Here is a 23,854-nt window from a genome sequence, read left to right on the forward strand (position 1 = left end):
GTGGGCGCACGCCAAGCCGGCGACTGGACATGGAAGGCTGATGAAATCGCCGCACGCCAAGCCGTCAGCGCCGTTTACGCCGGCGAAGCGCAAATGGCGTGGCGACAGCGAAAAACGCCAGCCAACCAAGCGGCCACCACGACGCTGACTTTGGCTCCGCCGCCTTGGCTTCGGCGTACCACCCTTTGGTCGGCCCTTTGGGTACATCGTTTGACACCGTGTACACCGTGCCATCCGGCTTCAGATATAGCCTGCGCATTTCGTCCAACTTGAACGGCCGCGCCCCACGCCGACCAAACACGACAAGCTGGTTGCCGCTTTCGTCCACACCCCGGTCGCGGTCAAGCCCCTTCGAGATAGCCACCGACTTACCTTTCGTCGGGTGCGTCGCAATTAGTCGCGGCTCTGGACGCGGGCTGAACCCTCCGTTGGTCGCCATCGTCTCCGGCGAGGTCAACTGCACCACCCGCAAGCCGTTCTTGCCGTCGGCAATGTAGGCAAAGGCGCTGGCGTTCGTCATCCCAACCTTCACATCGTGCGCGTCGTTGATGACGCCGCCGGCCGTAAAGACCTGGTCAAGCTTCGGCTGCTCAGGCCGCTCGACGTCAATAATCACCAACCCCTGCTTGCCGCCCGCGACGTAGGCGTATGTCCGCGCGACGTAAACCTGATGCGCGTCCTCCAGCGGTACGGTCGCGCCCGGCACGAGTCGGGCTTTCTCCGGCAGTGTAATGTCCACGACGTGCAAGCCGGTCGCGTCCGTTACAAAGGCGTACCGGAACTGAATGGCGATGCCCTTGGGCTTCTTGAAGCCTTCAACCACCGAAACCACCTTCGGCGCGGCGGCATTGGCGATGTTCACAATAACCAGCCCACGGTCGCACAAGATATAGGCATGGTCGCCCGCTACTGTCAGGTTCTCCGCGCCGTTGAGGATGCCGTTCGGATTGAAGGTGTAGTCCTTCTTGAGGAAGTTGTTGGTCGGGTCGCCGTCCAGTAGCGTTGCGGCGTTGATCATTACCAACCCTTCCTCGCGGTCGCTGACGTAGAGGTACGCATACACCGGACTGATCGGCTGTTCCTCATTTTCCGGGAAACGCTGCCGGGTTGGGTCCACGGCCAGTGTCGTCGGGGCAGCGATCGCCGTCGCATACTTCGTCTTGACGTAAAACCGCTGCCCTAGGGGGGACACTGGCGCGGTCGTGATGCGTTCGGAAAAGTCTTTGTTGTCAATGTTGGCGATGTCGTAGATGCGGACGCCACGCTCGCCCTCAGCGACATACAGATACTCGCCCCGCATCTGAACGCTCAGCGCATGACCGTGATGGTGATAACTTTCCTTGAGTTTGTCACCGTTGGCTTTGTGCTTCTTGTATTCCTTTGGATAGGCGATTTCATGCAGCGTGCTGCCGATAACGGCCTGCGGTTCGCTCCGCTCCGTCGCTACAACAGCTGAAATGCCGTGATGCTCCTCAGCGACATAGATGTACCGTCCCATGAAGTTGACGTAGTTCGTCCCAAGGAGCAGAAGCTGCGCCATAATCGCGTTGTTGTCGTTGTCCTTGGAGATGTGGCAGTCCGTACAGCCCTTGGTCTCACGCGCCCGTACCGTATGCGGCACGTGCGTGTTCATCGCCTGTCCCGAATAGCCCTCCGAAGAAATCGTCTGCTGTTGGGAGTATAGCCACAGTCGGTTGGCGTTCTGCGAACCGACGATGACCGCCGACGACGACCGCACCGGCGCAATGCGGTTGCCGGTCGCCGTGCCGTCAATGCCCAGCATGAACACATCGTCGCGCAGCACTTGGAAGTTGTAAGAGGTCCAGTTGCGCGTCTCCGGCCCGCCCTCGTTGTGGTTCATCGGGCGCTTCCGGTTGGCGACCATCGGCAGGTGACAACCGAAGCAGCTTGTCATCCACGCCGAGTGACAGGCGTAGCAGGTCATTTTCTGGTCGCTGTGAGCCAACTGGCTGTCTTTGCTTTCATCCGGTTTGGCGTTCGGGTCCCACACGTCGCCTTTCATGAGCATCTTCGCGTAGTGAGACTTCTCGCTGTAATGCTCGTGGCCGGGTGTGACGGTGTCCTTCGTTTGAACGACAACCCAGAACTTTTCCGGGTCCACCATCGAGTACTGAATGACCTTGCCCTTGTACGGCCCCTGCGTCGGGATTTCGAGAACGGACGCCTGCCGGAAACCACGCGGGCGACGTTTGGATGGGTCGCGGTCGTAAACCGTTCGTGTCTTGTAGCCGTCCAGTGAATTGCCGCCGCCCGGCGCTTCCGCCTCGGTCTTGTTGCGCGCCGTGAACTTTCCGGTCACCAGCGCGTCGTCGGCGCTCTTCTTGCGCGCGCCGCCCGCAAAGCCGGTCGTCAATGATTTCGGGTTGGCGTAGGCGTAAATCGAGCCGTGGCAGTCCTGACAGCTGATCTCAATGGCGGCGCGCGGCTCGCCGTAAAGCAGCCGGTCGCCATGACCGTCCTGCGAGAAGTGGCAGTCCACGCAGTGCATGCCCTTCTCCAAGTGAATGTCCTTCAAGTGCACCGGTACGCCGCTGCGCATCGTCTTTTTGTTGACTTCAACGCCCTCCGACGTGTACGCCACGGCCTCGCGCAGGGCGTCCGGCGTCACATTCGCCACCGGCTGGTCGTTTTCATCCAGGTAGCGTCCCTTGCGATCCTGCTTGAAGACGGCGCGGTAAATCCAGCCGTGGCCATGGAAGTCGGCGAACTGCGTCCGCTGCGCCTTGGGGTTGACTTTCGTCCACACTTCATCGAGGAAGTCACGGTCGCCCCACTTGCCGCGTTGCGCCGAGCCTTCCGGGTTATGCCGGGCGATGTTTTCCAGCTCTTCGTCGCTGCGCTTGAGCGGCGTTTCGGGATACATCAGCCGTCCGTCGGTTTCGTTGTCCCACCACATGAAGCCCTGATAGGTCGTGAGCATGTTCGTGCCGGGATGCATGTGGCAGACCATGCACTGGCTGGTCGGGATGGCGTTGGTTAAAACGTGGCGGACGGGATGCCCCGGCTCGTCCTTGGGAATCGTCGGGTCGTCCGTTTTGGTCGTCCCGCGATTCGTATGCGCGTAGTCGAACTTCGTGGATGAGTGCACCGGCGAGCGGTCGTTGGCGTAGGGCGTGTGACAGGCGGTGCAACCGCTGGAGCGATAGTCGCCCGGATGGTCGTTCGTGCCCAGCAGCGACGTAAGCGGATCGAGCAGGCGCGTTTTTTGCAAGCCCAAAAACACCGGATCGGTGCGCAAGAGCGTCCCAAAGCCGCGCGGACTGAGTTTGACTTCCGGCAAACCGGCCAGGTCGGCTTCCGGGTTTGGGTTGCCGACTTCCGACTGTTTCCGCCCGCCGCGTTCAAAGACGCGCAGGATGTTGCCCGGCTGGGTGACTTCCCAGCGCGGGAGCGGCGTGATGAACGGCAGGATGCCGCGATACTTGCGCTCGGAGGGCGTCGGCGGCTTGAGGGAGACAATCGCCTGCGGCGCGCCGTCTTGGTTGTAGCTTTCGCCCCAGCGCGTGTCCTTGTAGGGATAGGCCCCGTTGTTGTAGAGCGCCGCGCCCCACAGCATCGCGCCGTGGGTCATCATGCTGGTTTTGACCTTGTCCACAATGAAAGCCTGCCCGTCGAACCGCTCAGCCTTGTTGTGGCACTCGCCGCAGGCGATGTCTGCGACGCGCAAATCGCCCGGATTGACGAAGCGGACGAACTCAAGGTCTTCCTTGAGCAGCGCCGTGTAGGAAAGCTCCGGGTTGCCCGACCGCGCCGAGCCGTCCTTCCGCTTCCACAGTTTGGGATTCTTCGGCTGCGGGTGGGCTTCGTTTTGCGCTTTGATGTAGGCGGGTTGCCCCTTTTCGCTGCCGGACGGCTTCATGACTGCGCCGTTCCCACCGTGGCAATACACACAGGTGATGTTGCGGCCGATGTTGAGCGCGCTCCCGTCCGGGGCAATGTGGGCTGTCTTGTAGCCGCCCTCGTAGCCGGTATGACAACTCAAGCAACCGGCGTCATTGGCGTTTTGAAGCTTCCAATCGTCTTCGGTTTTGTCCTTGGAGGCACGGTAAATCCGAGCACGCGCCGTCGCCGGGTCCACCGGCGCGGCGGGCTTGGCGGAAGGCGTGTTGTCCTGTCCGGCGGCCGGCGTCGGGTTGGTCGGCGGCGGCGCATTGTCGCCCGCCACCGAACGCAGCGCCGGCAGTCCGCTAAAACCAAGGAAGGCGACGGCGACCGTCGCGCCGAGAACAAAAGCTTTGAGTCTGAAAGCCGTGGCCATGGCCGTACCCTTGGCGCGCCGGACCCGGATTGGGGGCTTTCGCCGCCGGCGCGAGTGTCGTCAGAACGTGAAGATCGCCTTGGCGTAGAGCGAGAACAGGAAGCGCGACTGCGCCCCGCAGTTCAGCCCGGAACAGTTCGAGGTGAAAATGTCCTTGAAACCATCGAGCGGGTGCATAACCGAGAATCCGCTCTTGATGATCATGTTTTCGCTCAGCAGCGGCCGATAGATGACGCCCGCGCCGTAATCAATCCCGACATTGTTGCGAATGCGCCGCTGGAAGGTCAGCAGTTGCAGGGATTCCGTATGGTGGAACCGCAGGTAGTTAAGGTTCGCCAAAAGCTTCAGCTTAGGCGTCAGGTTGGCTTCATAGCCGACGTTGGCCACGATGATGCCCGGATTGACGAAGTTGGCCTGCCCCTGCAACTTGCTGCTGCGCAAACTGGGGATCAGACTTTCCTGTGTGACAAGGGCGACGCCGGCGCGGGTCAAACGAATTTCCTGACTGTTCCAGAAGCTGTTTTCACCGCCCGCAAAAAACTGCTTGTCAAGGATGGAGTCAAAGCCGCGCGCGACGCGGTCGGTCGGGTTCGAGTCGCCCGACGAGAAAAAGCCCGACACCTGAAAGCGTTGCCAATCGCGGTCGTAGGACAACTCCAGCGCGGCGAGTTGCGCGTTGATGCGCGTCGGACGGCCGGCGATGGGTTGCAGCGAATCCCGCCCCAATACTTGGTAAAACGCATGGTTGATGTTGAGTCGCCGGAAGTGACCGTTGCCGGTCCAACCAAGGTAACCGGCCTTGACGCTATGCGGCGTAACAAGACCAACCTGTACCGGGCGCACTAGAAAGCGGTTCTGGTCAAACCTGACGCTCGGCTGGTCGTCGTTGTAGTGGACACTCAACTGCATCGTATAGCCCGGCTTGATAAAATCCTGCCGGTAAAGGTTGGCAATCCACACGCGCTGGTTACGCTGGTCAAAAGTGTTGATGCCGCTGTTGGTGTCCTTTTCCAGCATGTAGAAGAACGCCGCGTTGAACTGCCACTTGTTGTCGCGGAAGTTCCCGAACAGGCGCGCGCCCAGATTGAAATCGTCAAAAATCAGCCCGCGAAAGTCGCTGTTGAACTGCTGAATCCCAACGCGCAGCGAGGTGAAGTCAAAAAATGGGCTGTGTCCGCCGCGGCTCCCCCGGCCCCGCAAGAAGGGCAATAACTGCGGTGTGTCGCCTAACCGAACCTCGACAAACGCTTCCTGAAAGCCGATGTGTGTGTCAAAGCGGGTCGTCCCCTTACGCACATCGCGGTTAACGATGCCGTTTTCGCGTACGGCGAGGTAGTTCAGGTTGAACACCGGCGTGAACTTGATGCGCCAGTCGGGCGGCTTGAACGCCGTGTCGCCGTGAAAGAGTTCAACCGATGCGATGAAGTTTTGCTGGTTGAGGAACTGGCCGCCGCGTCCGAAGAACTCCGCCGCGCCGGGCCGCCGGGCGTTGATGTCCTGCGGCAGCGGCGTCCGCCGGCCGTCCACGAAGGTGATGCTCTCAAAGGTCAGCACAAGAAACGTATGCTGCCCAATGATGGGGTAGTCCCCCTTGAGGACATTAAGCCGATAGGGATTCAGGAGGCTCCCCTTCTCGTAGCGATTCCATTCGGGGAAACCGATGCGCCAGCGGTCTTCCACCGGCACGCCAACGTCGCTTTCACGCCGCTCGCTGCGCGGCTTGACGCTACTCGGTCCTTCCGCGCCAGGTACAGTCAGATCGCGTAGGTCAGGGATGTCGGCGACCGTCCGCGGGACACGCGGGCCCTCCTGCCCTGCGCGTGATTCTTGCGCCGCCGCCGTCAAGGCGTCTTCGGAAGCCGTTATGAGATTTTGCGCGGTCACGGTCAAGCCCGACCACGCCGCCAACCACCCAACAACGAGAGCAAGCACACGGCAAGCGCATCTCATGCTGAGACTCCTGTCCGTTCCAAAATCAACGTCACCGCAACAGTGAGCGTTGCATTGGACACCCTATGTAGCAGGGCAGGCTACTTGAGCTTGTTTGTAAGGAATCACACCTTTTGGTAAGTGTCAAACCCTAGTTTTTTCGGCGTGTGTGGTGGTTGAACAAACGTCGCGCCGCGCCAATTTTTTCGTTTCAGACGCAACATGCCGATCACCGATCCGAAAACCAAAATAGGCGGTCCTACGCCTTTATGCTTAGCTCAGCGGAGTAACGCGCCATGCAGGTCAACCCATCCACAACGACGGTATCCTCCTCGTCGTCACGTTCAGCGTCGAAGCCGACGCCTGCTCGCCAAGCTTCGAATCAGGATTTTGACGCTCTCCTCAACCAAGCCGACGCCTTACAGGAATCCGTCGGTCTTGGGCAGGCTGCCGATGCTTCACCTCGTGACGGTTACGCCGTCACCGATGAGATGGGACAGCTTGAGCAGGGACGTGAAGACAACCAAGCACCAACAGCCGCCGCCGAGGAAGCCGCTCGCGCAAACCTGTATCCCGCCAATCAGCCGTTGCGCACAGAGATGGCCTCGGAGGTCACACCCCGGCGCATCCTACACGTGGTGGATATGGAAAGAATCGTCGCTACGGTGCGCGCCCAGACGTTTTCCGGCAATGAGGCCCAAGCGACGATTCAACTAACCCATTCCATCCTTAATGGATTGAGCATCAAGCTGCAAACCGACGCCCGTGGGCGTGTCTCGGCGGAGATCACCGCCACGACGGAAGCCGCTAAGCGCATTGTGGACGCCCACGCCCGTGAACTCCATGAAATGCTGCAGGCGCGTGGTCTCGACGTGACTTCGTTCTCGACATCGCTGGCTGAAGACGGTGGCGGCCCATTGACCGGCGGCGACGGCAGCGCAGCAGGGCAATCAGCGTTTGGACGGCGTGACTTCACTGAGCTTGCGGCCGAAGTCGCTGAAGCGGTCTCCGAAACGCCTGCGCCGTCCGTCGGCGGCGACAGCATTTACACGGCTTGAGCGGCGTCGTCCACCGCCTGCCGCATCGCGGCGCAAAACGTCCCGACGGCTGTTGATACGTCGTGACCGGCTTCACGGATGATTTCAATAATCCGCGAGCCAGTCACAACCCCGTCTGCGCCAAGAGCAATCATCTGGCGGGCCGCTTCTGGAGTTGAAACGCCGAAGCCGACACAGAGCGGCAACTTAGCTACGGCGCGCGCGCGGGCGAGCGTCGCCCGGAGTTGGTCGTCAAAGTTGGTATCGCTGCCGGTTGTTCCCAACCGCGACACCACGTAGAGAAACCCTTCTGCCAACGTGCTAATCCGACGCAGACGTTCCACACTCGTCAGTGGGGAAACCATAAAGATTGGGGCGACGCCGACGGCTTTGGCTGCTTCCACTGCCGCGACAGCCGTTTCCGGCGGTAGATCGGCGATAAGGACGCCGTCCGCGCCAGCTTCCTTGACTTCGCTAAAGAAGCGCGCTGGGCTGCGCGCTGCGACGGTGTTGTGATAAACCAGCAAGCCAATGGGGATGTCGGCATCTAGTGCGCGAATGTCGCGGATGAGCGCAAAGGCGTCATGAACCCTGAAACCGGACGTTAAGACCTCATGCGTCGCTTGCTGAATCACCGGCCCGTCCGCGAGCGGATCGCTGAAGGCGACGCCAAGCTCCAGCGCCGTGGCGCCCGCGGCCAGCATGGCTGCAACGCTCGCCAGACAGCGAGCGCGGTCAGGAAAGCCCAGTATGGTGAAGGGAATAAAGGCTCTGCGGCCGGCTCTGTGGAGCGCAGCAAACCGCGCATCGTAGCGGTTCATAGGGGGGCCTCTGAGTACGGCGCATAGGCGATGGGGTCGGTCACACCGGCCTCGGTGAATCCTTTCAAACGGAGTCGGCAACTGTCGCAGCGCCCGCAAGCCAAGCCGTCGGGTGTTGGATCGTAACAACTGTGCGTAAGGCTGTAGTCCACACCCAGCGTTAGACCGCGCCGAATAATCTCCGCCTTGGTCATTTCAATCAGCGGCGCGTGAATCGTCAGCCGTTGCCCGCCTTCCACGCCAGCGCGGGTTGCGAGACGCGCCATGCTTTCGTACGCGCGCAGGTATTCGGGGCGACAGTCTGGGTAACCCGAATAGTCATAGACGTTGACGCCGATGAAGATGTCGGCGGCATTGAGCGTCTCAGCCCAAGCCAGCGCGAACGAGAGAAAAATCGTGTTGCGCGCTGGGACATAGGTTATGGGAATGCCTTCCGCCATAGCCGCCGGTGAGCGGTCTTTCGGTACAGGCAGGTCTGACGTGAGCGCCGAGCCGCCGATGGCGCGCAGGTCGAAAGCGACAACTAGATGAGCTTCGGCACCTATGGCGGCGGCGACACGCCGCGCGGCATCGAGTTCGCGCCGGTGGCGCTGGCCGTAATCAAACGAGAGCGCGTAGCAGGCAAAGCCTTCGGCGCGGGCGATTGCCAGCGTGGTGGCAGAATCGAGGCCGCCGCTAAGCAGCACTACCGCCCGACGCGGCGCGGCGTTCATCTTGGTCATCGCCGCCTTACCAGCATAGCTATGTGACCAATCCGTGGGACGGACAAGCGGGTCTTCATCCGTCGCGCTTGGCGTCCGTACAAAATGGTTTTCGCGTTACTCCACTTCATCCATATCCCTGGCTTACACCTACTCGTACCAAGGCACAGCGACACCTGCGCCAGACTGGGACCCGCGTCCAAGCGCGTCAGGCGGGGCATGCCGGCCTCATCCTCACTCCTCGTCGGAGAAGACGATTTCATCCACATCGCTGAAAGGTTCCGGTAGAGCGTGGCGCTTGAGGTCTTCGAGTGAAACGACTTCAAGCGCCTTTTCATGCGTCGCTTCCAGAATGACCGGCGGTGCGACGCCAGCGTCCAGTGCTTCTTTCCACCGGGAAACGCAAAGGCACCACTGGTCGCCCGGCTTGAGGCCGGGAAACCGATACCACGGCGCCGGTGTGGACAGATCGTTTCCACGCGACTTCGTAAACGCCAAGAATTCCGCCGTCATCCGAGCGCAGACGACATGCGTCCCAAGGTCGTCGGGACCGGTTTCGCACTTGCCCGTACGATAAAAGCCTGTCAGCGGCGAGGTACAGCAGATTTCAAGCGGACCGCCAAGCACGTTACGGGGCGCTTTCTCCGTTTGGGACATGCACGTGACCTCAAGCGGCAAAATCTGAAATGATAGCTTTCCAGCGGAAATTCTTGGGCGAGGAGCCAACAGCCGTCAAGTTGTGAAAACTCGCCTGGCTTCCGCCGCTGGGAAACCAGTGTTGGGAACGCGGAGGGGGCAATGGCCAGTCCGATTTTTGAGTACACGGCGCCGGTTGCGCCGATCATGCCCAACGAGGCGGCGCAGCTCGCCAAGAACTTCGCCTGCGCCGATCCGAACCAAAAGACGTTTGTTGGGTTGCCGCCTTCAATCAAGGATGCGCACGGCCTGCCTTCGGCGACCTGCATCACGGTCACGTTTGAGGTTGCGGCCGCGGCGAGAAGCGTCACGGCGTATGTCGCCGGTGGACGCGGGGGCCTTCTGCGGCTTTCGACCGACCTGATGGACGCCCTGCGCCTGACGCCGAACGCCAAAGCGACGGTGCGCTTGCTGTCGCGGGACGGCGACCGGCCGCACATGGAAATCTCCGCTGCGGGCTGACCGTACATTCCGACCCTGAAAACAACGCCTGCGGCGCGGAGGAGCGCCGCTGCATGTTGTTCACGGTGTTCGCCGCCACTCATAAACGATATAGTTCGGCGTCTCGCGTACGATGGGATAGCCGCGTCGTTGGAACTCACCAAACCAATGCCGCATGTAGGTTTTGTGGCAGACGAAATAAAAGTTTCCCGCCCATCGGCTGAAAAACTCGTTTTCGTCAAGCCAGTCCGGGACGCGCGGATGGCGTTGCAGGGCCCATAAGCCGGTTTCGGCGTCCGGTGTCGGGCGCTTTTTCGTTGCGACATAAAGGAGTTGTTCAAATCGTCCGGGATAGTAGTGACGGATAGGGAAGTACAGGTGGGCCGCTGCAACAATCGGATATTCAAGCTGCGGCAGCGCGATGATTTCCGCAACGCTTGGCGGTACAAGTCGCCAAGGCTGCATGGCGGCGCCAGCGACGGGGACGCCCATCAAGCACCACGCTGCGACGGACACCAAAGCCGTTCGCTCCTCGGGCAGACGGCGCAGCGCGTACGCCGCCAGTCCGCCGCAACCGATGAGTGTCGAAAGAAAGTACCGGTCCTGAAACGCCGTTTGACGAGTCATTTTCAAGACGATCATCCAAAGGATTGGGAAGAGGAGAAAGCTCAAACTTGTCGTCAGCCAGATGCGGTCGCCGTCGGGGCAGGTACTTGAATCGAATCCATGAACATTCGCCAACGCCCGTTTGCGCCGGACGACCAAGAGACCGACAACCGCACACAAGCCGAGGTACGGCGGAGCGCCGATCAGCCAGTGGTAGAAGTCAAGGAGTTCGCGCCACGCAAGGGTGATTTTCCAAAAGCCTTGTTGCGCCTGCTGGTGGAAAAAGGGGAGATGCGTCGGCAGCACAAGCATGGGGGCGCATAGCGCCGCCCACCGTGCGCGGTCGAACCGCCGCGTAGCCCAAGTCAGTCCCCCTTCAACGAGCCACAGCAGCCCGATGGGGAGCGCCGCAAGGTAGTGGAGCGCCGCGACAAACGTCAGGCTCAAACCCAAGCTCACTAATCCCAAGCGCCGCTGGCGCGGTTGCCGTGTCAGTTGCCAACCGACCAGCCCCAAGCCTAACCCTCCCAGAACCGGTCCGTACGGGCGCGCTTCGCCGGCGTAATACACCGCCGCCGTCAACACCGGCGTGACCATGGCGACCAGCGCCGCCGCCCGTCCGCCGCCCAGCAGGCGCACCCACACATAGAGCGACACGCAAAACACCCAGTAGCCGACCATGGCCGGCAGCCGAAAAACCCACTCGCTTTCGCCGAAGCAGCCGACCAGCAGGCGCGCGACGACGTAAAACAGCGGCGGGTTCTGGTCGGGGCCGCGCCGAATGAGATCAAGCATCCCGGCCCAGTCGGGCATCGTCACGATGTAGTAGGTGAACAACTCATCCAACCAGAACGCGCGCGTGGCGGCGGCGTGGACTACATGGGGAACGTAAAGCAGGGTGAAGACGGCGACGGTCAGGCAATCTTGGCGCAGGCTGCGCCCGTCGTCGCCATCAAAGACAAGATTTGGGGCGGCTGACGAATCCGCCAATGCCTGACTAATAGGCGTAGTCATAAACGAAGTAGTTCGCTGTTTCCCGCACAATCGGGACATTGCGCCGCTTGAACAGAGGAATCAGTGAGTCCGCGCCGTAGACCTTGTGGCAAACGACGTATAGACGGTTGTATCGCTGAAGGAACGATTTGTCCTCAAAGCGCGGCGTGCGCGGGTTGCGCAACAGCGCACGCAATCCGCGTTCCGGGTCCTGAGGCTGGGGGTAGCTCAACACTCCGAAGACATAAACAACTTGCGGCAACCGTGAGCCGAAGTAGTGCTTGAGCGGAAGATACTCCAAGACGCTGACGATGACCGGTTGCGAGGGATTGGGGAGATTCACCACCTCCTCGGTGCTCGGCGGAACAAGCCGCCACGGTTGCAGGCTGACCCACAGCGTGGACGTTGCCAAGATGACCCAAACCCCCACCGCCAGTCGTTGCGCGTTGCGCGCCGTCAGCCGTCGGGTGACATAGACGAGCCAAATGGACAGTCCGACCACGGCCGGCAATAGATAGCGTTGGGTGAACATTGTTTTGCCTGTGATCTGCATCAACACCATCCACCCGATTGGAAAAACGAAGATCGAGACGACGCCCATCGCCGGCCATTCCGGGGCGAGGTCCTTCTGAAACCAGACTGAACGGGCGGCTGTGCGAGGTTCTTGCCAATTGCGCAGAACAATAACCGCCAAAAGCGTCAACAAGGCGAGGCAGGCCGGTGGGTTGATCAACCACCAGTAGAAATCAGGTAGCTCCGACCAACGGAGCGTCGTTTTCCAGTATGGGATTTGGGCCTGCTCAATGAAAAGCGGCCAGTTGTATGCCAAAACCCCCAATGGGGCTAGCAGCGCCGCCCATACCGCCCACCGGTGCTGCCGGGTGCGCTGTGTCCGATACAGCTCAACCAACCACAAGCAGGTAAGCGGAAGGAGCATCATGTAGTGAAACGCCATGCCTAGCGACAAACCACCACCTAGGCCGAGTAAAGCGCTGCGCCGGCGGTCGGGCGGCAAGGATGCGTCGCCGGTCAGGTGATAGCAGACCAGACCGAGGCCGAAGCAGCCGAGCATCAGCCCGTAGGGCCGGGCCTCGCTGGCGTAGAAGACGACGCCCGTGACCAAGGGCGTCGCCATAGCGACAAGCCCCGACGCTGAACCACCTCCGAGCCGGCGGCCAAGGATGTAGAGCGACAGGCATAGCAGCCAATAGCCGCCTATGGCGGGCAGGCGAAACGCCCATTCGCTTTCGCCAAAGCAGCCGACCAGCAGGCGCGTGACGACGTAAAACAGCGGCGGGTTCTGGTCGGGGCCGCGCCGAATGAGGTCAAACATCCCGGCCCAGTCGGGCATCGTCACGATGTAGAAGGTGAACAACTCGTCCAGCCAGAAGGCCCGCGTCACCGCCGCGTGCGTTACTTGGACACCGTACAAAAGCGTGAACCCAACGAGCACCGGGACATCCGTGGAGACAAGCCGTAGCCGTCCGTCCGGGACGAGGTCGCCGGACGCCTCTGCCGTGGAACTACTCGTGGTTTGGCTGTTGGACGTAGTCATAAACGAGGTACTCCGGCGTTTCTCGAACGACCGGAGCATGACGTTGTGTGAGTTCCGGGATTAGTTTTCCGGCTCCGTATGCCTTGTGACAAACGATATAGAACCGAGTGTGCGCCGAAAAGAAGCGCGCCGGCTCCTCAAAACGCGGTGCGCGTGGGTTAAGTGTTAGGGCGCGCAATCCACGGGTTGGGTCGGCGGGCTGTTGGTAGGTCATCGTGCCAAACACATGCACCACCTGCGGGAACCGGTCGCCAAGGTAGTGCTTGAGCGGAAAAAATTGACCAACGTCCACGAGGATCGGCTGTGATGGATTAGGCAAGTCGGCGACTTCGGCGACGCTTGGCGGCGTGAGTCGCCACGGTCGTTGCATGGTCGTTACGCAAAGCAGAGCCGGCACGGTCAAGACGCCAATCCCAACCAGTCATCCATGGCGGACCTCGATGCGGCGTAAGGGATACGCCGCCAGCAACGCCAGTCCGGCGCTCGTCGCCAGCAAATAACGGTCGGCGAAAAATGTTTTACCGGTAAGCTTGAGAACGAACATCCACCCAATCGGCGGCAAAAGCGCGAATGACAGGCCGGCCGCCGTCCATTCGTAGGCATTAGGACAGGCTGGCGGTGACAGGGCTGTCCGCTGCGCCAGCACCGTCGCGCCGCCGACCATCAGCGCCAGCCAAAGGCACTCCGGCGGGCTGAGCAGCCAGTGGTAGAAATCCCAAACCTCTCTCCAAGACAGCGCCGTTTTCCAAAAAGGCAACCTGGCCTGCCCGTGAAGCCAAGGCCAGTGCAGGGCTAAGACAAGAAGCGGCGACAACAATCCACCCCAAATTGCCCATGAAACCCGCCGCCGTCGCCGACTTTGAATCACTTCCAAAACCCAGAGTACCGCGACAGGCAGCAGAGCCAAGTAATGGAGAGCAACGGCCAAACCAAGACCGCCGGCCAGCCCGGCTGTCGCCCATGGTCGCCAAGTTCGAACCTCGGCAAGCCGACGGCAAGCTGCCCCAAAACCAACCGCTCCTAACGCCAGTCCGTAGGGACGCGCTTCACCGGCGTAGTACACCGCCGCCGTCAACACCGGCGTCGCCATGGCGACCAACCCGACCGGCGACCCGCCGAGACGCCGACCGAGGAAGTAGAGCGCCACGCACAGCACCCAGTAGCCGACCATCGCCGGCAAGCGGAAAACCCACTCGCTTTCGCCGAAGCAGCCGACCAGTAGGCGCGTGACGACGTAAAACAGCGGCGGGTTCTGGTCGGGGCCGCGCCGAATGAGGTCAAACATCCCGGTCCAGTCGGGCATCGTCACGATGTAGAAGGTGAACAACTCGTCCAGCCAGAACGCCCGCGTCACCGCCGCGTGCGCCACGTACGGCGCATAGAGCGCCGTAAAGCCTGCCATCACCAGCAAATCACGGCGCACGTCGCGGGTTGCCAAACCGACCGAGCCGCTAGTCGGAGAAGTCATAAACGAAGTACTTGTCGGTGGCGCGCACCAGCTTTGGGGCGTGTTGTTCAAACAAGGTCAGCAGCAGGTCGGCTTCGTGCAGGACGGACTGCTTGCGATAGACGACGTAGAAGCGGTGGTGGCGGCGGAAGAAGGCGTTTGGGTCTTCAAAGCGTGGGGTGCGGGGATTATTCAGCAGGGCGCGCAGTCCGCGTGTGGGGTCGTCGGGTTGCGGGTAGGTCATCACCCCAAAGACGTAAACCACCTGTGGAAGTTGAGCGCCAAAATAGTGCTTCAGTGGCAGGTAATTCTGGATACCGACGATAATCGGCCGATTTCGGTCGGGAAGGTCGGCGACGCCTTCAGTGCTTGGCGGTGTGAGTCGCCACGGCTGAAGCGTTGCCGTGAGCGTCAGCGTGGTGAGAGTCGCCCACACCCCCAGCGTCAGTCGCCGAGCGTTGTGCGCCGTCAGCCGCCGTATGGCGTGAACAATCAGAATGGATAGTCCCACGACGGCCGGCAGCAAATACCGTCGGGTGAACAGGGTCTGACCGGTCAGTTGCATCAGCGTCATCCATCCGACGGGCAGGACGACGACCAACAGCACCCCCAACGCCGACCACTCCGGACCGGGAACCGCCGCAGGTGGTTCGACAGGGTTGAGCGTGCGGCATGTGCGCCAATCAAGCCAACCCACAACCGCCATCAGCGCCAACAACGCCAAACAGGCCGGCGTGTTGCAGAGCCAGTCATAAAAGTACGGCAACTCCAGCCAGAGCAGTTGCTCACGCCAGTAAGGCAGCTTGGTCTGTTCCGTCAGGAGCATCCAGTTGGACGCAAGAACGCCCAGCGGCGTAACCAACGCCGCCCACACCGCCCAGCGCCGCCGCCCCGTACGCCACGTGCGATACAACTCCGCCAGCCCCAAACACACCATCGGAAGCACCGCAAAGTAGTGAAACGCCGCCGCCAGCGTCAGCGCGCCGCCCAGCCCCAAAACGGCGCTGCGCCGCCGGGCGGGCGACTGGGCCGCGTCGGCGACCAAGGCATAGCAAACAAGACCGACGCCGAAACAGCCCAGCATCAGGCTGTAGGGACGCGCTTCCGTCGCATAAAACACTGCGCCCGTAACGACCGGCGTCGCCATGGCGACCAGCCCGACCGGCGACCCGCCGAGACGCCGACCGAGGAAGTAGAGCGCCACGCACAGCACCCAGTAGCCGACCATCGCTGGCAAGCGGAAAACCCACTCGCTTTCGCCGAAGCAGCCGACCAGTAGGCGCGTGACGACGTAAAACAGCGGCGGGTTCTGGTCGGGGCCGCGCCGAATGAGGTCAAACATCCCGGCCCAGTCGGGCATCGTCACGATGTAAAAGGTGAACAACTCGTCCAGCCAGAACGCCCGCGTCACCGCCGCGTGCGCCACGTACGGCGCATAAAGCGCCGTAAAAACGCCGACAGTCGCCAAGTCCGCCAAAGCGATGTGTGACGTACCGGTTGTCACCGAGGCCGTCCCGGACGGCCCATCTGTCCTTTGTTGCATGCGGTGAACAGCGCAGGCGCGGATGACGCCTCTTCATCCGCCGCCCGACACAGGTCTAATCTGAGCGCCAAAGCGAGCGCCAGCATAATCGCCATACCCGCCCCGGCAAAGAGCGACCACGCTTCAACCGTGCAGCGGAGCGCCGATGGTACGACCTGAAAACCCGACCACGCGCAAAGCGCAAAGCCCACCACGCCTGCCTCAGCCGCCCAACGGCGCGCCCGGCCGCCGAGTGCAACCGCGACCGGCAACGCCAACAACGCGAAATGGACGACCCAACTCAGTTTCGCTCCCAAAACGCACCAAGCGCCCGCCGTCGCCGCCGCTGGATACGCCGCCGGCTCAATCGCCCGACGACTGACCCAGCCCACGCTGAAAAGCCACACAGCCCCCAGCGCCGCCAACGGCCAATACGAGAGCCGACCCGGTATGCCAAGCCACAGTTCAACCCGCAGCAGCGCGCCGTAAAGCGACTGATTGCTCGGTACGGCGAAATCAAAGCGCCAACCCTGAACAATGACCTCCCGGTACCAGCCTTGAATAATGTCTCGGCTGTGTTCGCCAAGCAGGCTCAACGACAAGCTGTTGACAAGCAACACCCAAAACGCGCACCAGCCAAGGAGTCGCCAAGCGCGGCGCCCGACGAAATAGGGCAAAAGCAATACCGGGGACACCTTGACGCTCAGCGCCAAAGCCAAGGCGAATCCGGCCGCCGGGCTGCGTCGCCGCTCCGCGTCCGCCGACAACGCGAACGTTACGGCGACGGCGATCCAAAGATTGACCTGCCCCAGCAGGATGTTGCCGACAAAAACCGGCGCAAGCGCCGCCCACCACAGCCAAGCGCGAGTTGCACGAGTTGCATTAGCATGAGGCGGCGTCAGCGCCGGCTGCGCTAAACGCCACAACCAGAGAACGGCGACCACGTTGCCGACCGCCCAAACGCCGGCGGCGACCGGAAGTGGAAACAGCGCCAACGGCGTCAGAAGCTGGGCGAACAGCGGCGGGTAGAGATACGGCGTCGCCGCCCGTATCGCAGTATCGTACGGATTGCCCGTTAGGATGACTTGCCGGGCGGCGGCGTAAAACACCGTGAAGTCATTGCCGTACACGTCCGGCGTCACGCCGCTGCGCGCCGCGCCGAGACCACACAGCGCCGCCGCGCAACTCCAAAAGACCGCCCGGCCGACAAGCGGCGACCACGTTGGCGACGGCGTACGCAAGGCTACGGTGTCGGCCGTCGAATCGGCCGTCCGGGACGCTCCGGCCTACGTCGTAGGAAGTCCTCACGCGGCTCGGCGCGCAGTTCGTTCAGGGTGCGCAGTTGTTCAACCGTCAGCACAGCCCGAATGCGATATTGCATCCGCGCGCGCAGTTGCGTGAGTTCGGCTTCGGCCGCCGCCAGTTCGCGGGCGCGCTGGTCAACAAGGGCGTCGCTCGTCTCCTCACCGTAGATGGCGTCGTTGAGCAGCCGCCGGCACGCCACGACCTTCCGTCGGGCAGCCTGCATCGCCGGCCCTTCCTGCCGCCGCACCTCCTGCATGCGGCGTACTTGGTCGGGCGTCAATCCAAGCGCCCGCGCCAGCAGACGCGATTCGTACAGCGCCGCTGGCAACGCCGTCTCCTGACGCAGCAGCGCCGCGTCCGGGTCGTCCGGCGGCGGGGGTGGGGAGGGCTGCTGCGCAACAGCCGTCCCGACCAAAACGCCGTATAAGAGGAAACCGCCGAACACTCCCAACCGCAACCGCTGTGGCATGATGAAACTCCGTTTGGACTGATTTGGCCTAAGGCCGACGTGGTGTTCGCCGACATGGACCCGTCACGATAGACGCGCGCCGGAGAAAAAAAGTCGGAAAACGCGGACACGCTTGCTCATCAGCCGGGCGTTGGAGCGACCGTTGTTGACAGCCGACCCGGCGCGCTCCACACTCGGAGTCACGCCTCCGCTTTGCCGCGACTCTCCTCACTTTGCCTGATTCTCAAATCTATGAGTACACGTCGCAAGCTGTTTGGTTTCGCCGTCCAGTCGGTCTTGGTCGCCGCCGTCGGCTTTGCGCTGGTGGTGGGCGGATGGATGGTGTTGGCCCGTACGGCGCGTCCGGCTGCGCCGGACCTCTCAAAGCTGACCCTTGTCTCGCACCACGGCGAGGCGCTCAGCGGCGCGGCCGCCGATCTTTCGACGGCGTTTCGGAAAATCGGCAAACTCGTCAAGCCGTCGGTGGTCAGCATTCGGGTGATTGAGACGGTTTCCGCCGATGCGCTTGGTCTGGGACGCAACCATCCGCCCATCCCCGGTTTGGAGGGCGGTCTCAAACAGCGCGGCTCCGGTTCCGGTTTTGTCATCAGTTCCGACGGCTACATCGTGACCAATGAACATGTCGTCGGCAAGGCCGACAAAATCCGGGTGACCTTCGACGACGGCCGGCAAGCGACGGCGAAGCTCGTCGGCGTTGACCCGCCGACCGACTTGGCCGTGATCAAGGTTGAGGCGACAGGCCTGACGCCGGTCACCCTCGGCGACCCGACGGAGATGGAGCAGGGCGATTGGGTGATGGCGATTGGCGCGCCGTTCGGCCTTGAACAAACGATGACGGTCGGCGTCATTAGCGCGACCGGACGCAACCTGCCCAGTTCACGGACGAATCGGTTCGCCCAGTACAACAACTACCTGCAGACCGACGCCTCGATCAATCCGGGCAACTCCGGCGGGCCACTCGTGAACCTGCGCGGGGAGGTCATCGGCGTCAACACGATGATTTTGTCCGAGTCGGGCGGCAGCGAGGGAATTGGGTTCGCTATTCCGTCCGATTTGGTTGAACGCATCTGCCGGAAGCTGATTTTGGAAGGGCGTGTCCGGCGTGGCTGGCTTGGCGTAAGTCTGCCGGTACAACCAATGACGGAAGCGCAGGCAAAGTCGCTGGGTTTGCCAAACGCGGAAGGCGCACTCGTGCAGGACACGGTCGGGCCGGACAGTCCGGCGGCGCGCGCTGGGCTGCGCAGCGGCGATTTCATCGTTCGGTTTGACGGCGCACCCATTCGCAACGAGCGCGAACTGACAACCAAGGTCGCCGACACGGAAGTGGGTAAAACCGTCACAGTGGAGTTTATCCGCGACGGCCAGCGCCGGAGCGTCCAAGTGACGATTGCCGAGCGTCCGGCGGTAGAAACCACCCGCCTGTCTCCAAAGACCGAATCCACAAACGGCGACAACCTGCTCGGATTGAAGACGGCGCCGTTACCGGAAAGCCTCATCCCCAAACTGCGTCAGCCGAACGGCGTGCTGATTGAATCAGTTGTCTCCGGCAGTCCAGCCGATGAGGCGGGGCTGGCCAAAGGGATGGTGATCCACAGCCTCAATCGGCGTCCGGTCATGTCGCCTGAAGATATGACGCGGCTGACGCAAGAACTTCGTCTTGGCGATACGGTGGTAGTGGGCGTCGAGGTGCAGGTGGGCGGACGCTGGGAGTTTCGCTTTGTGTCGGTCAATATTGAGTAAGCGCAGCGACCGGGCGGCGTCAAACCAAGTCACCATGGAAGACGCTTGCGGAATCTCTCCGGTCGGTCGGCACTGTATCCCGTGTAGTCATGGCGTGGGCGCACGGGCATGGAACCACATCCCGCCAATCCTCCGTCGCTCCAGTGCTTTCGCTGTCGTCGGATTGTTTACGGCCAGTCTGGTCGCCTTATGGTTTGGTTGGCGGGCGTTTTGGTTTCTCACTGACGACGCCTACATTGCGTTTCGTTACGTCAGCAACCACCAGCTGGGCTACGGTCTGGTCTGGAATCCGCCGCCGTTTCGGCCGGTCGAGGGCTACACAAGTTTCTTGTGGGTGATGGTGCTAAGCGCCATCTGGGAGGTCACAGGTTATGACCCACCGACGGCGGCCAACTACATCACGCTTGTCTTTGCCGCCTTGACGCTGCTGCTGACCGGCGTCGCCGTCCTGAAGCTGCCGCTGGGAAGCCAATTGGCCCCATTCCGGTTGTCCATCCTAGCCGCCGTTTTCGTAGGCGTCCTCAGCAACCGGACGTTCCTCGCGTGGGCAAGTTCGGGGCTGGAGACGGCGATGTTCAACGCGCTGCTGGCGGCGTGGATGTGCGTTTGGTGGTGGCTACCGCGACACACCCCGATGCGCTTGGCAGCCACTGCTACGCTCGCGGCGTTGGTCTATTTGACGCGCCCCGACGGGTTGCTTTTCGCCTTGGCGTCGGTGGCGCTTTTCGTCGGCGACGCTTGGTTTCGAGAGGGAAAATGGCGGGCGGTGGATTGGCTCGCCGTCGCGCCGCTGCTGGCGATTCCGGCGCATGTGCTCTGGCGTAAGTCATTTTATGGTGAGTGGCTTCCCAACACGTACTACGCTAAGTCCGACCCGCGCTGGCTCTGGGTGACGAGCGGCGTCCGCTACGCGCTCAGTTTCATCATGGAGTACGCCCTCTGGTTCTGGCTCGGCTTAGCGGCGGCCGCCGTCTGGGTGGGCGTCCGACGTTGGCGAATGATTCTCGATTGGTTGCGACGCGACCCAGCACATCTGGAGACGACCCTGAGCGCGGCGGTCATCGGATTAAGCCTTGCGGCGCAGGTCGCCTACTACACGCTGGTCATCGGCGGCGACCACTTTGAGTTTCGGGTGTACAGTCACTTGATTCCGCTCATCTTTGTCAGCGCTGCATGGATGCTTAGCGCCGTCGGCGCGAGCCCGCGCCGCGCCGCCGTCTTTGGAGTGCTGTTCCTGTCCTGTTCGTTGGTTATTCCGTGGACGCACTGGCTGGCGACAAAGGGGCTGACCAGCCGTGAGGAGACGAGTTACCTGAAAGTTTCCGTGGCGGATGTTCTGGCGCGGCGCATCCCCGGCATCCCTGACTTCGCGTTGGCGTATGTCCGCTGGTACGACCGCTTACAGTTCTGGCTCATTGACCATGCCGTATGCATGCGTCATCAGGAGCACAAGAGCTTCCATCTGTTCCTAATGCGCGTTCTGCCGCCGCGCACCGTTGGCGAACAGCTCCGGGACGACCAGTACCCGGTCGTGACGCAAACTTCAGTCGGCGTCTTGGCATGGGCGCTCCCTCACGTCAACGTCATTGACGAGCATGGACTGAACGATTACGTCATTGCGCGCAACACACAAGCCACCGGCGACTTGATGGCACACTTTCGCCGTCCGCCGCCCGGCTATTTGGAATGTTTCCGGCCCAACGTAGCAATTCGGGACAGACAAGCGGCAATTCTGCCGCGTCGCGTTCCGCTCACCGCCGCCGACATCCGCCGCTGCGAGGAAACATTCAGTCCCCCGCAGTAAGTCTCTGCCCCGTCCTAGAGCCCGCGCTCAGACCATTCGCTGAACCTGCGCGGAGTGCCGCTTCAGGCTTCTCAGCGTTTACTCGAGGCCGGCTGCCCTCTTGGCCGCCGCCGAGATGACAAACTTGAGACGTTTACGGGCTTTGATTTTGATTTTTTCGCCGGTGCGCGGATTGCGTCCTTCGCGCGCCTTATATTCCCGAACGACCAGTTTACCAATGCCCGGAATGTTGAATCCGACTTTGGCTTGCGCCGCCGCCAGCTGGGCCTGTTCGTCAAAAAAGGCGCGCACCGTCGCTTTGGGAAGCGCAAATTTATCAGCAAAGTGGTTGATGATTTCGGTTTTCGTCATTGGTTTGGCCGACGCTTTTTTCGCCGGGGCCTTTTTCGCTGGGGCGTCGGTCTTCGCTGAAGCCGTCGCCTTCGCCGAAGTCGTGTCTTTCGCCTTAGGGGTCGTCGGTTTTGCAGCTTTGGCAGCCATGAATGTGGGTCCTCCTAAGCGCAAGCGCGCGAAGTATGTGGTTTACCCTTGTCATAATGCGGATTGGCGCAGAGCGTAGCTGGGAACCCGCATGAAATCAAGCTGTTTTTAATACCTACGCGATAGGTAGTGGCTAAATCAAAAAAATCCGCCATGCATAGTGTCCATTGCCTTGTAGCCGCCCGCCGCCTGACCACAACATCCAGCCGGTGACAACCGGGCGTGGACGTGTACAATTTAGGCTTTTCCCCTTCACGCCGTACAAGCCAGAGGAAGTCCCAATGAAAATCGCGCTCGCCCAGATCAACACCACTGTCGGCGCTTTTGTCGCCAACGCCGCCAAGGTTCGTCAGTACGCCATCCGCGCTGCGTCGCAAGGCGCCGACCTGGTCGTCTTCCCCGAACTGACTCTGCCCGGCTATCCGCCCCTTGATTTGCTTGACCGCCCCGCCTTTGTCGCGCGGAATCTAGCGGCGCTCGACGATCTGGCGCGGTTTTCAGCCACGATTGACGCGGCGTTGCTGGTGGGCTTTGCGGCGGAAAATCCCGATGATTTCGGCAAACCGCTCTACAACGCGGTGGCTTTGCTGGAGGGCGGCGAGTTGCGGGCGATTCGCTACAAAACCCTGCTTCCGACCTACGATGTCTTTGACGAAGCGCGCCACTTCGAGCCGGCCGAACGTCGGGAGATTATGGCGTGGCGCGGTCATCGCCTCGGGGTGTGCATTTGTGAGGATGCTTGGAACAGCCGGGAGTTCTGGGAGGCGCACCTATACGAACTTGATCCTGTGCGCGAGTTGGCCGAGCAGGGCGCACAGGTCATCATTAATGTCTCCGCGTCGCCTTTTCATCGCGGTAAATCCGCGCTTCGGCGGGCGATGCTGGCGCACCATGCTGCGGCGCTTCAGTTGCCGGTAGTTTTGGTCAACCAGGTCGGCGGCAACGACAGCCTTGTCTTTGACGGCCGCAGCATGGTGCTTGACGCGCGCGGTGAGTTGGTGCTGGAAGCCAACGCTTTTGAGGAAGACCTGCGGATTGTTGATTTAGCCAATCTGCCGTCCCCTATCACGCCCAAGAGTTCCGACGAAATCGGCGATATCCATGACGCGCTGGTGCTAGGCGTTAGGGACTACTTGGCGAAATGCGGCTTCCGCCAAGCGGTAATCGGCTTGAGCGGTGGGATTGATTCGGCCGTGACGGCGGCCATCGCTGTGCGCGCGCTCGGCCGTGAAAACGTCACGGGCGTCGCTATGCCCTCGAAATACTCCTCGCAACACAGCCTTGAGGACGCCGCCGAACTGGCGCGCAATCTCGGCATTGCCTTTCATGTCGTGCCAATTGAGCCAGCTGTCGAGGCGATGATGCGGATGTTGACGCCCGCCTTCGGCTTCGCGCCGCACGGCGTGACGGAAGAGAATATCCAGGCGCGGTTGCGCGGCTTGACGCTCATGGCGTTTTCGAACCAGCACGGCTGCATGGTGCTCACGACCGGCAACAAATCGGAGTTGGCGGTTGGCTACTGCACGCTTTACGGCGATATGTGCGGCGGATTGGCAGTGATTTCCGATGTACCTAAAACGGATGTCTATCGGCTGGCGGCCTACATCAACCGGCATCAGACCATCATCCCGACGCGCACCATCACGAAGCCGCCTTCGGCCGAGTTGCGTCCCAACCAAACCGATCAGGATTCATTACCGCCTTACGACCTGCTTGATGCAATTCTGGAGCGATACATCGAACGCTATCAGAGCGTTCAGGAAATCATTGCGGACGGGTTCGAGCCGGCCGTCGTTGAGCAGGTCGTCAAAATGGTCAACCGCAATGAGTACAAGCGACAGCAGGCCGCGCCGGGCATTAAAGTGACGCCAAAAGCGTTTGGTCGCGGGCGGCGCGTGCCCATTGCCGCCGTGATCGAAGACTAAGCGCGCAGCGGCGGCTTTGGCGTCACGGCGCGATGTTGGGCATAGCCGCGCTTTCAAGGCGTGGCTTCTGGGAAACTTCCGCTGAACCGATGCGCGCGGTTTCC

18 protein-coding genes are annotated in these 23,854 nt (G+C 61.6%); 5 read left to right on the forward strand and 13 right to left on the reverse strand.

Going from position 1 to position 23,854, the window contains the following annotated elements; genetic code table 11:
• Positions 1-64: 64 nt before the first annotated feature.
• Complete coding sequence (locus tag NZ585_07890; protein MCS7079957.1) at positions 65-4,279, reverse strand: hypothetical protein; 4,215 nt, start codon at positions 4,277-4,279, stop codon at positions 65-67.
• 60 nt (positions 4,280-4,339) lie between these two features.
• Positions 4,340-6,211 (reverse strand): hypothetical protein, encoded by a 1,872-nt coding sequence (locus NZ585_07895; protein MCS7079958.1) that lies wholly within the window; start codon positions 6,209-6,211, stop codon positions 4,340-4,342.
• 293 nt (positions 6,212-6,504) lie between these two features.
• On the opposite strand from NZ585_07895, the gene NZ585_07900 reads away from it, so the two are divergent.
• Positions 6,505-7,266, forward strand: a complete 762-nt coding sequence (locus NZ585_07900) for a flagellar hook-length control protein FliK (GenBank protein MCS7079959.1) — start codon at positions 6,505-6,507, stop codon at positions 7,264-7,266.
• Here the strand turns inward: NZ585_07900 and trpA are convergent.
• The 3 genes from trpA to NZ585_07915 all read right to left on the reverse strand — a co-directional run bounded on the left by trpA (position 7,254) and on the right by NZ585_07915 (position 9,424).
• Positions 7,254-8,066, reverse strand: coding sequence for a tryptophan synthase subunit alpha (trpA, locus tag NZ585_07905; protein ID MCS7079960.1), 813 nt, complete (start codon positions 8,064-8,066; stop codon positions 7,254-7,256). The two genes, NZ585_07900 and trpA, sit on opposite strands and share 13 nt — an antisense overlap.
• On the reverse strand, positions 8,063-8,779 hold the full coding sequence (gene queC / locus NZ585_07910; GenBank protein MCS7079961.1) for a 7-cyano-7-deazaguanine synthase QueC: 717 nt from the start codon (positions 8,777-8,779) through the stop codon (positions 8,063-8,065). The genes trpA and queC overlap by 4 nt, the downstream gene beginning before the upstream one ends.
• 222 nt (positions 8,780-9,001) lie before the next feature.
• Entirely contained in the window at positions 9,002-9,424 is a 423-nt protein-coding gene (locus NZ585_07915; GenBank protein ID MCS7079962.1) for a DUF2237 domain-containing protein, read from the reverse strand.
• Positions 9,425-9,565: 141 nt separating this feature from the next.
• Between NZ585_07915 and NZ585_07920 the strand changes: the two genes are divergently transcribed.
• Positions 9,566-9,925, forward strand: coding sequence for a hypothetical protein (locus tag NZ585_07920; GenBank protein MCS7079963.1), 360 nt, complete (start codon positions 9,566-9,568; stop codon positions 9,923-9,925).
• Between the two features lie 60 nt (positions 9,926-9,985).
• Here NZ585_07920 and NZ585_07925 read toward each other — a convergent pair whose 3' ends face one another.
• From NZ585_07925 to NZ585_07955, 7 genes are read right to left on the reverse strand one after another with little or no spacing between them, the layout of a single operon-like run.
• Positions 9,986-11,524: a hypothetical protein gene (locus NZ585_07925; protein MCS7079964.1), complete on the reverse strand. Its 1,539-nt coding sequence runs from the start codon at positions 11,522-11,524 to the stop codon at positions 9,986-9,988.
• Entirely contained in the window at positions 11,508-13,058 is a 1,551-nt protein-coding gene (locus tag NZ585_07930) for a glycosyltransferase family 39 protein (GenBank protein MCS7079965.1), read from the reverse strand. The genes NZ585_07925 and NZ585_07930 overlap by 17 nt, the downstream gene beginning before the upstream one ends.
• The gene (locus NZ585_07935; protein ID MCS7079966.1) at positions 13,027-13,455 is read right to left on the reverse strand and encodes a hypothetical protein; all 429 of its coding nucleotides are present in this window, start codon (positions 13,453-13,455) and stop codon (positions 13,027-13,029) included. The genes NZ585_07930 and NZ585_07935 overlap by 32 nt, the downstream gene beginning before the upstream one ends.
• 24 nt (positions 13,456-13,479) lie before the next feature.
• Positions 13,480-14,526, reverse strand: a complete 1,047-nt coding sequence (locus NZ585_07940; protein ID MCS7079967.1) for a glycosyltransferase family 39 protein — start codon at positions 14,524-14,526, stop codon at positions 13,480-13,482.
• A complete protein-coding gene (locus NZ585_07945; GenBank protein MCS7079968.1) occupies positions 14,510-16,048 on the reverse strand; it encodes a glycosyltransferase family 39 protein in 1,539 nt (512 codons plus the stop codon). The genes NZ585_07940 and NZ585_07945 overlap by 17 nt, the downstream gene beginning before the upstream one ends.
• Positions 16,006-17,268, reverse strand: coding sequence for a DUF2029 domain-containing protein (locus tag NZ585_07950; GenBank protein ID MCS7079969.1), 1,263 nt, complete (start codon positions 17,266-17,268; stop codon positions 16,006-16,008). Before NZ585_07950 ends, NZ585_07945 begins: the two co-directional genes overlap by 43 nt.
• Positions 17,269-17,270: 2 nt before the next feature.
• Positions 17,271-17,801: a periplasmic heavy metal sensor gene (locus tag NZ585_07955; protein MCS7079970.1), complete on the reverse strand. Its 531-nt coding sequence runs from the start codon at positions 17,799-17,801 to the stop codon at positions 17,271-17,273.
• A gap of 231 nt (positions 17,802-18,032) precedes the next feature.
• On the opposite strand from NZ585_07955, the gene NZ585_07960 reads away from it, so the two are divergent.
• Positions 18,033-19,541, forward strand: coding sequence for a Do family serine endopeptidase (locus tag NZ585_07960; protein ID MCS7079971.1), 1,509 nt, complete (start codon positions 18,033-18,035; stop codon positions 19,539-19,541).
• A gap of 34 nt (positions 19,542-19,575) precedes the next feature.
• Positions 19,576-21,345, forward strand: a complete 1,770-nt coding sequence (locus NZ585_07965) for a hypothetical protein (GenBank protein MCS7079972.1) — start codon at positions 19,576-19,578, stop codon at positions 21,343-21,345.
• 78 nt (positions 21,346-21,423) lie between these two features.
• Here the strand turns inward: NZ585_07965 and NZ585_07970 are convergent, their stop codons facing one another.
• On the reverse strand, positions 21,424-21,696 hold the full coding sequence (locus tag NZ585_07970) for an HU family DNA-binding protein (GenBank protein MCS7079973.1): 273 nt from the start codon (positions 21,694-21,696) through the stop codon (positions 21,424-21,426).
• Between the two features lie 410 nt (positions 21,697-22,106).
• On the opposite strand from NZ585_07970, the gene NZ585_07975 reads away from it, so the two are divergent.
• Complete coding sequence (locus NZ585_07975) at positions 22,107-23,750, forward strand: NAD+ synthase (GenBank protein MCS7079974.1); 1,644 nt, start codon at positions 22,107-22,109, stop codon at positions 23,748-23,750.
• Positions 23,751-23,854: the final 104 nt, after the last annotated feature.

Origin of the sequence: Chloracidobacterium sp., from assembly GCA_025057975.1 — a bacterium.
In the GTDB taxonomy this organism is placed as follows: domain Bacteria; phylum Acidobacteriota; class Blastocatellia; order Chloracidobacteriales; family Chloracidobacteriaceae; genus Chloracidobacterium.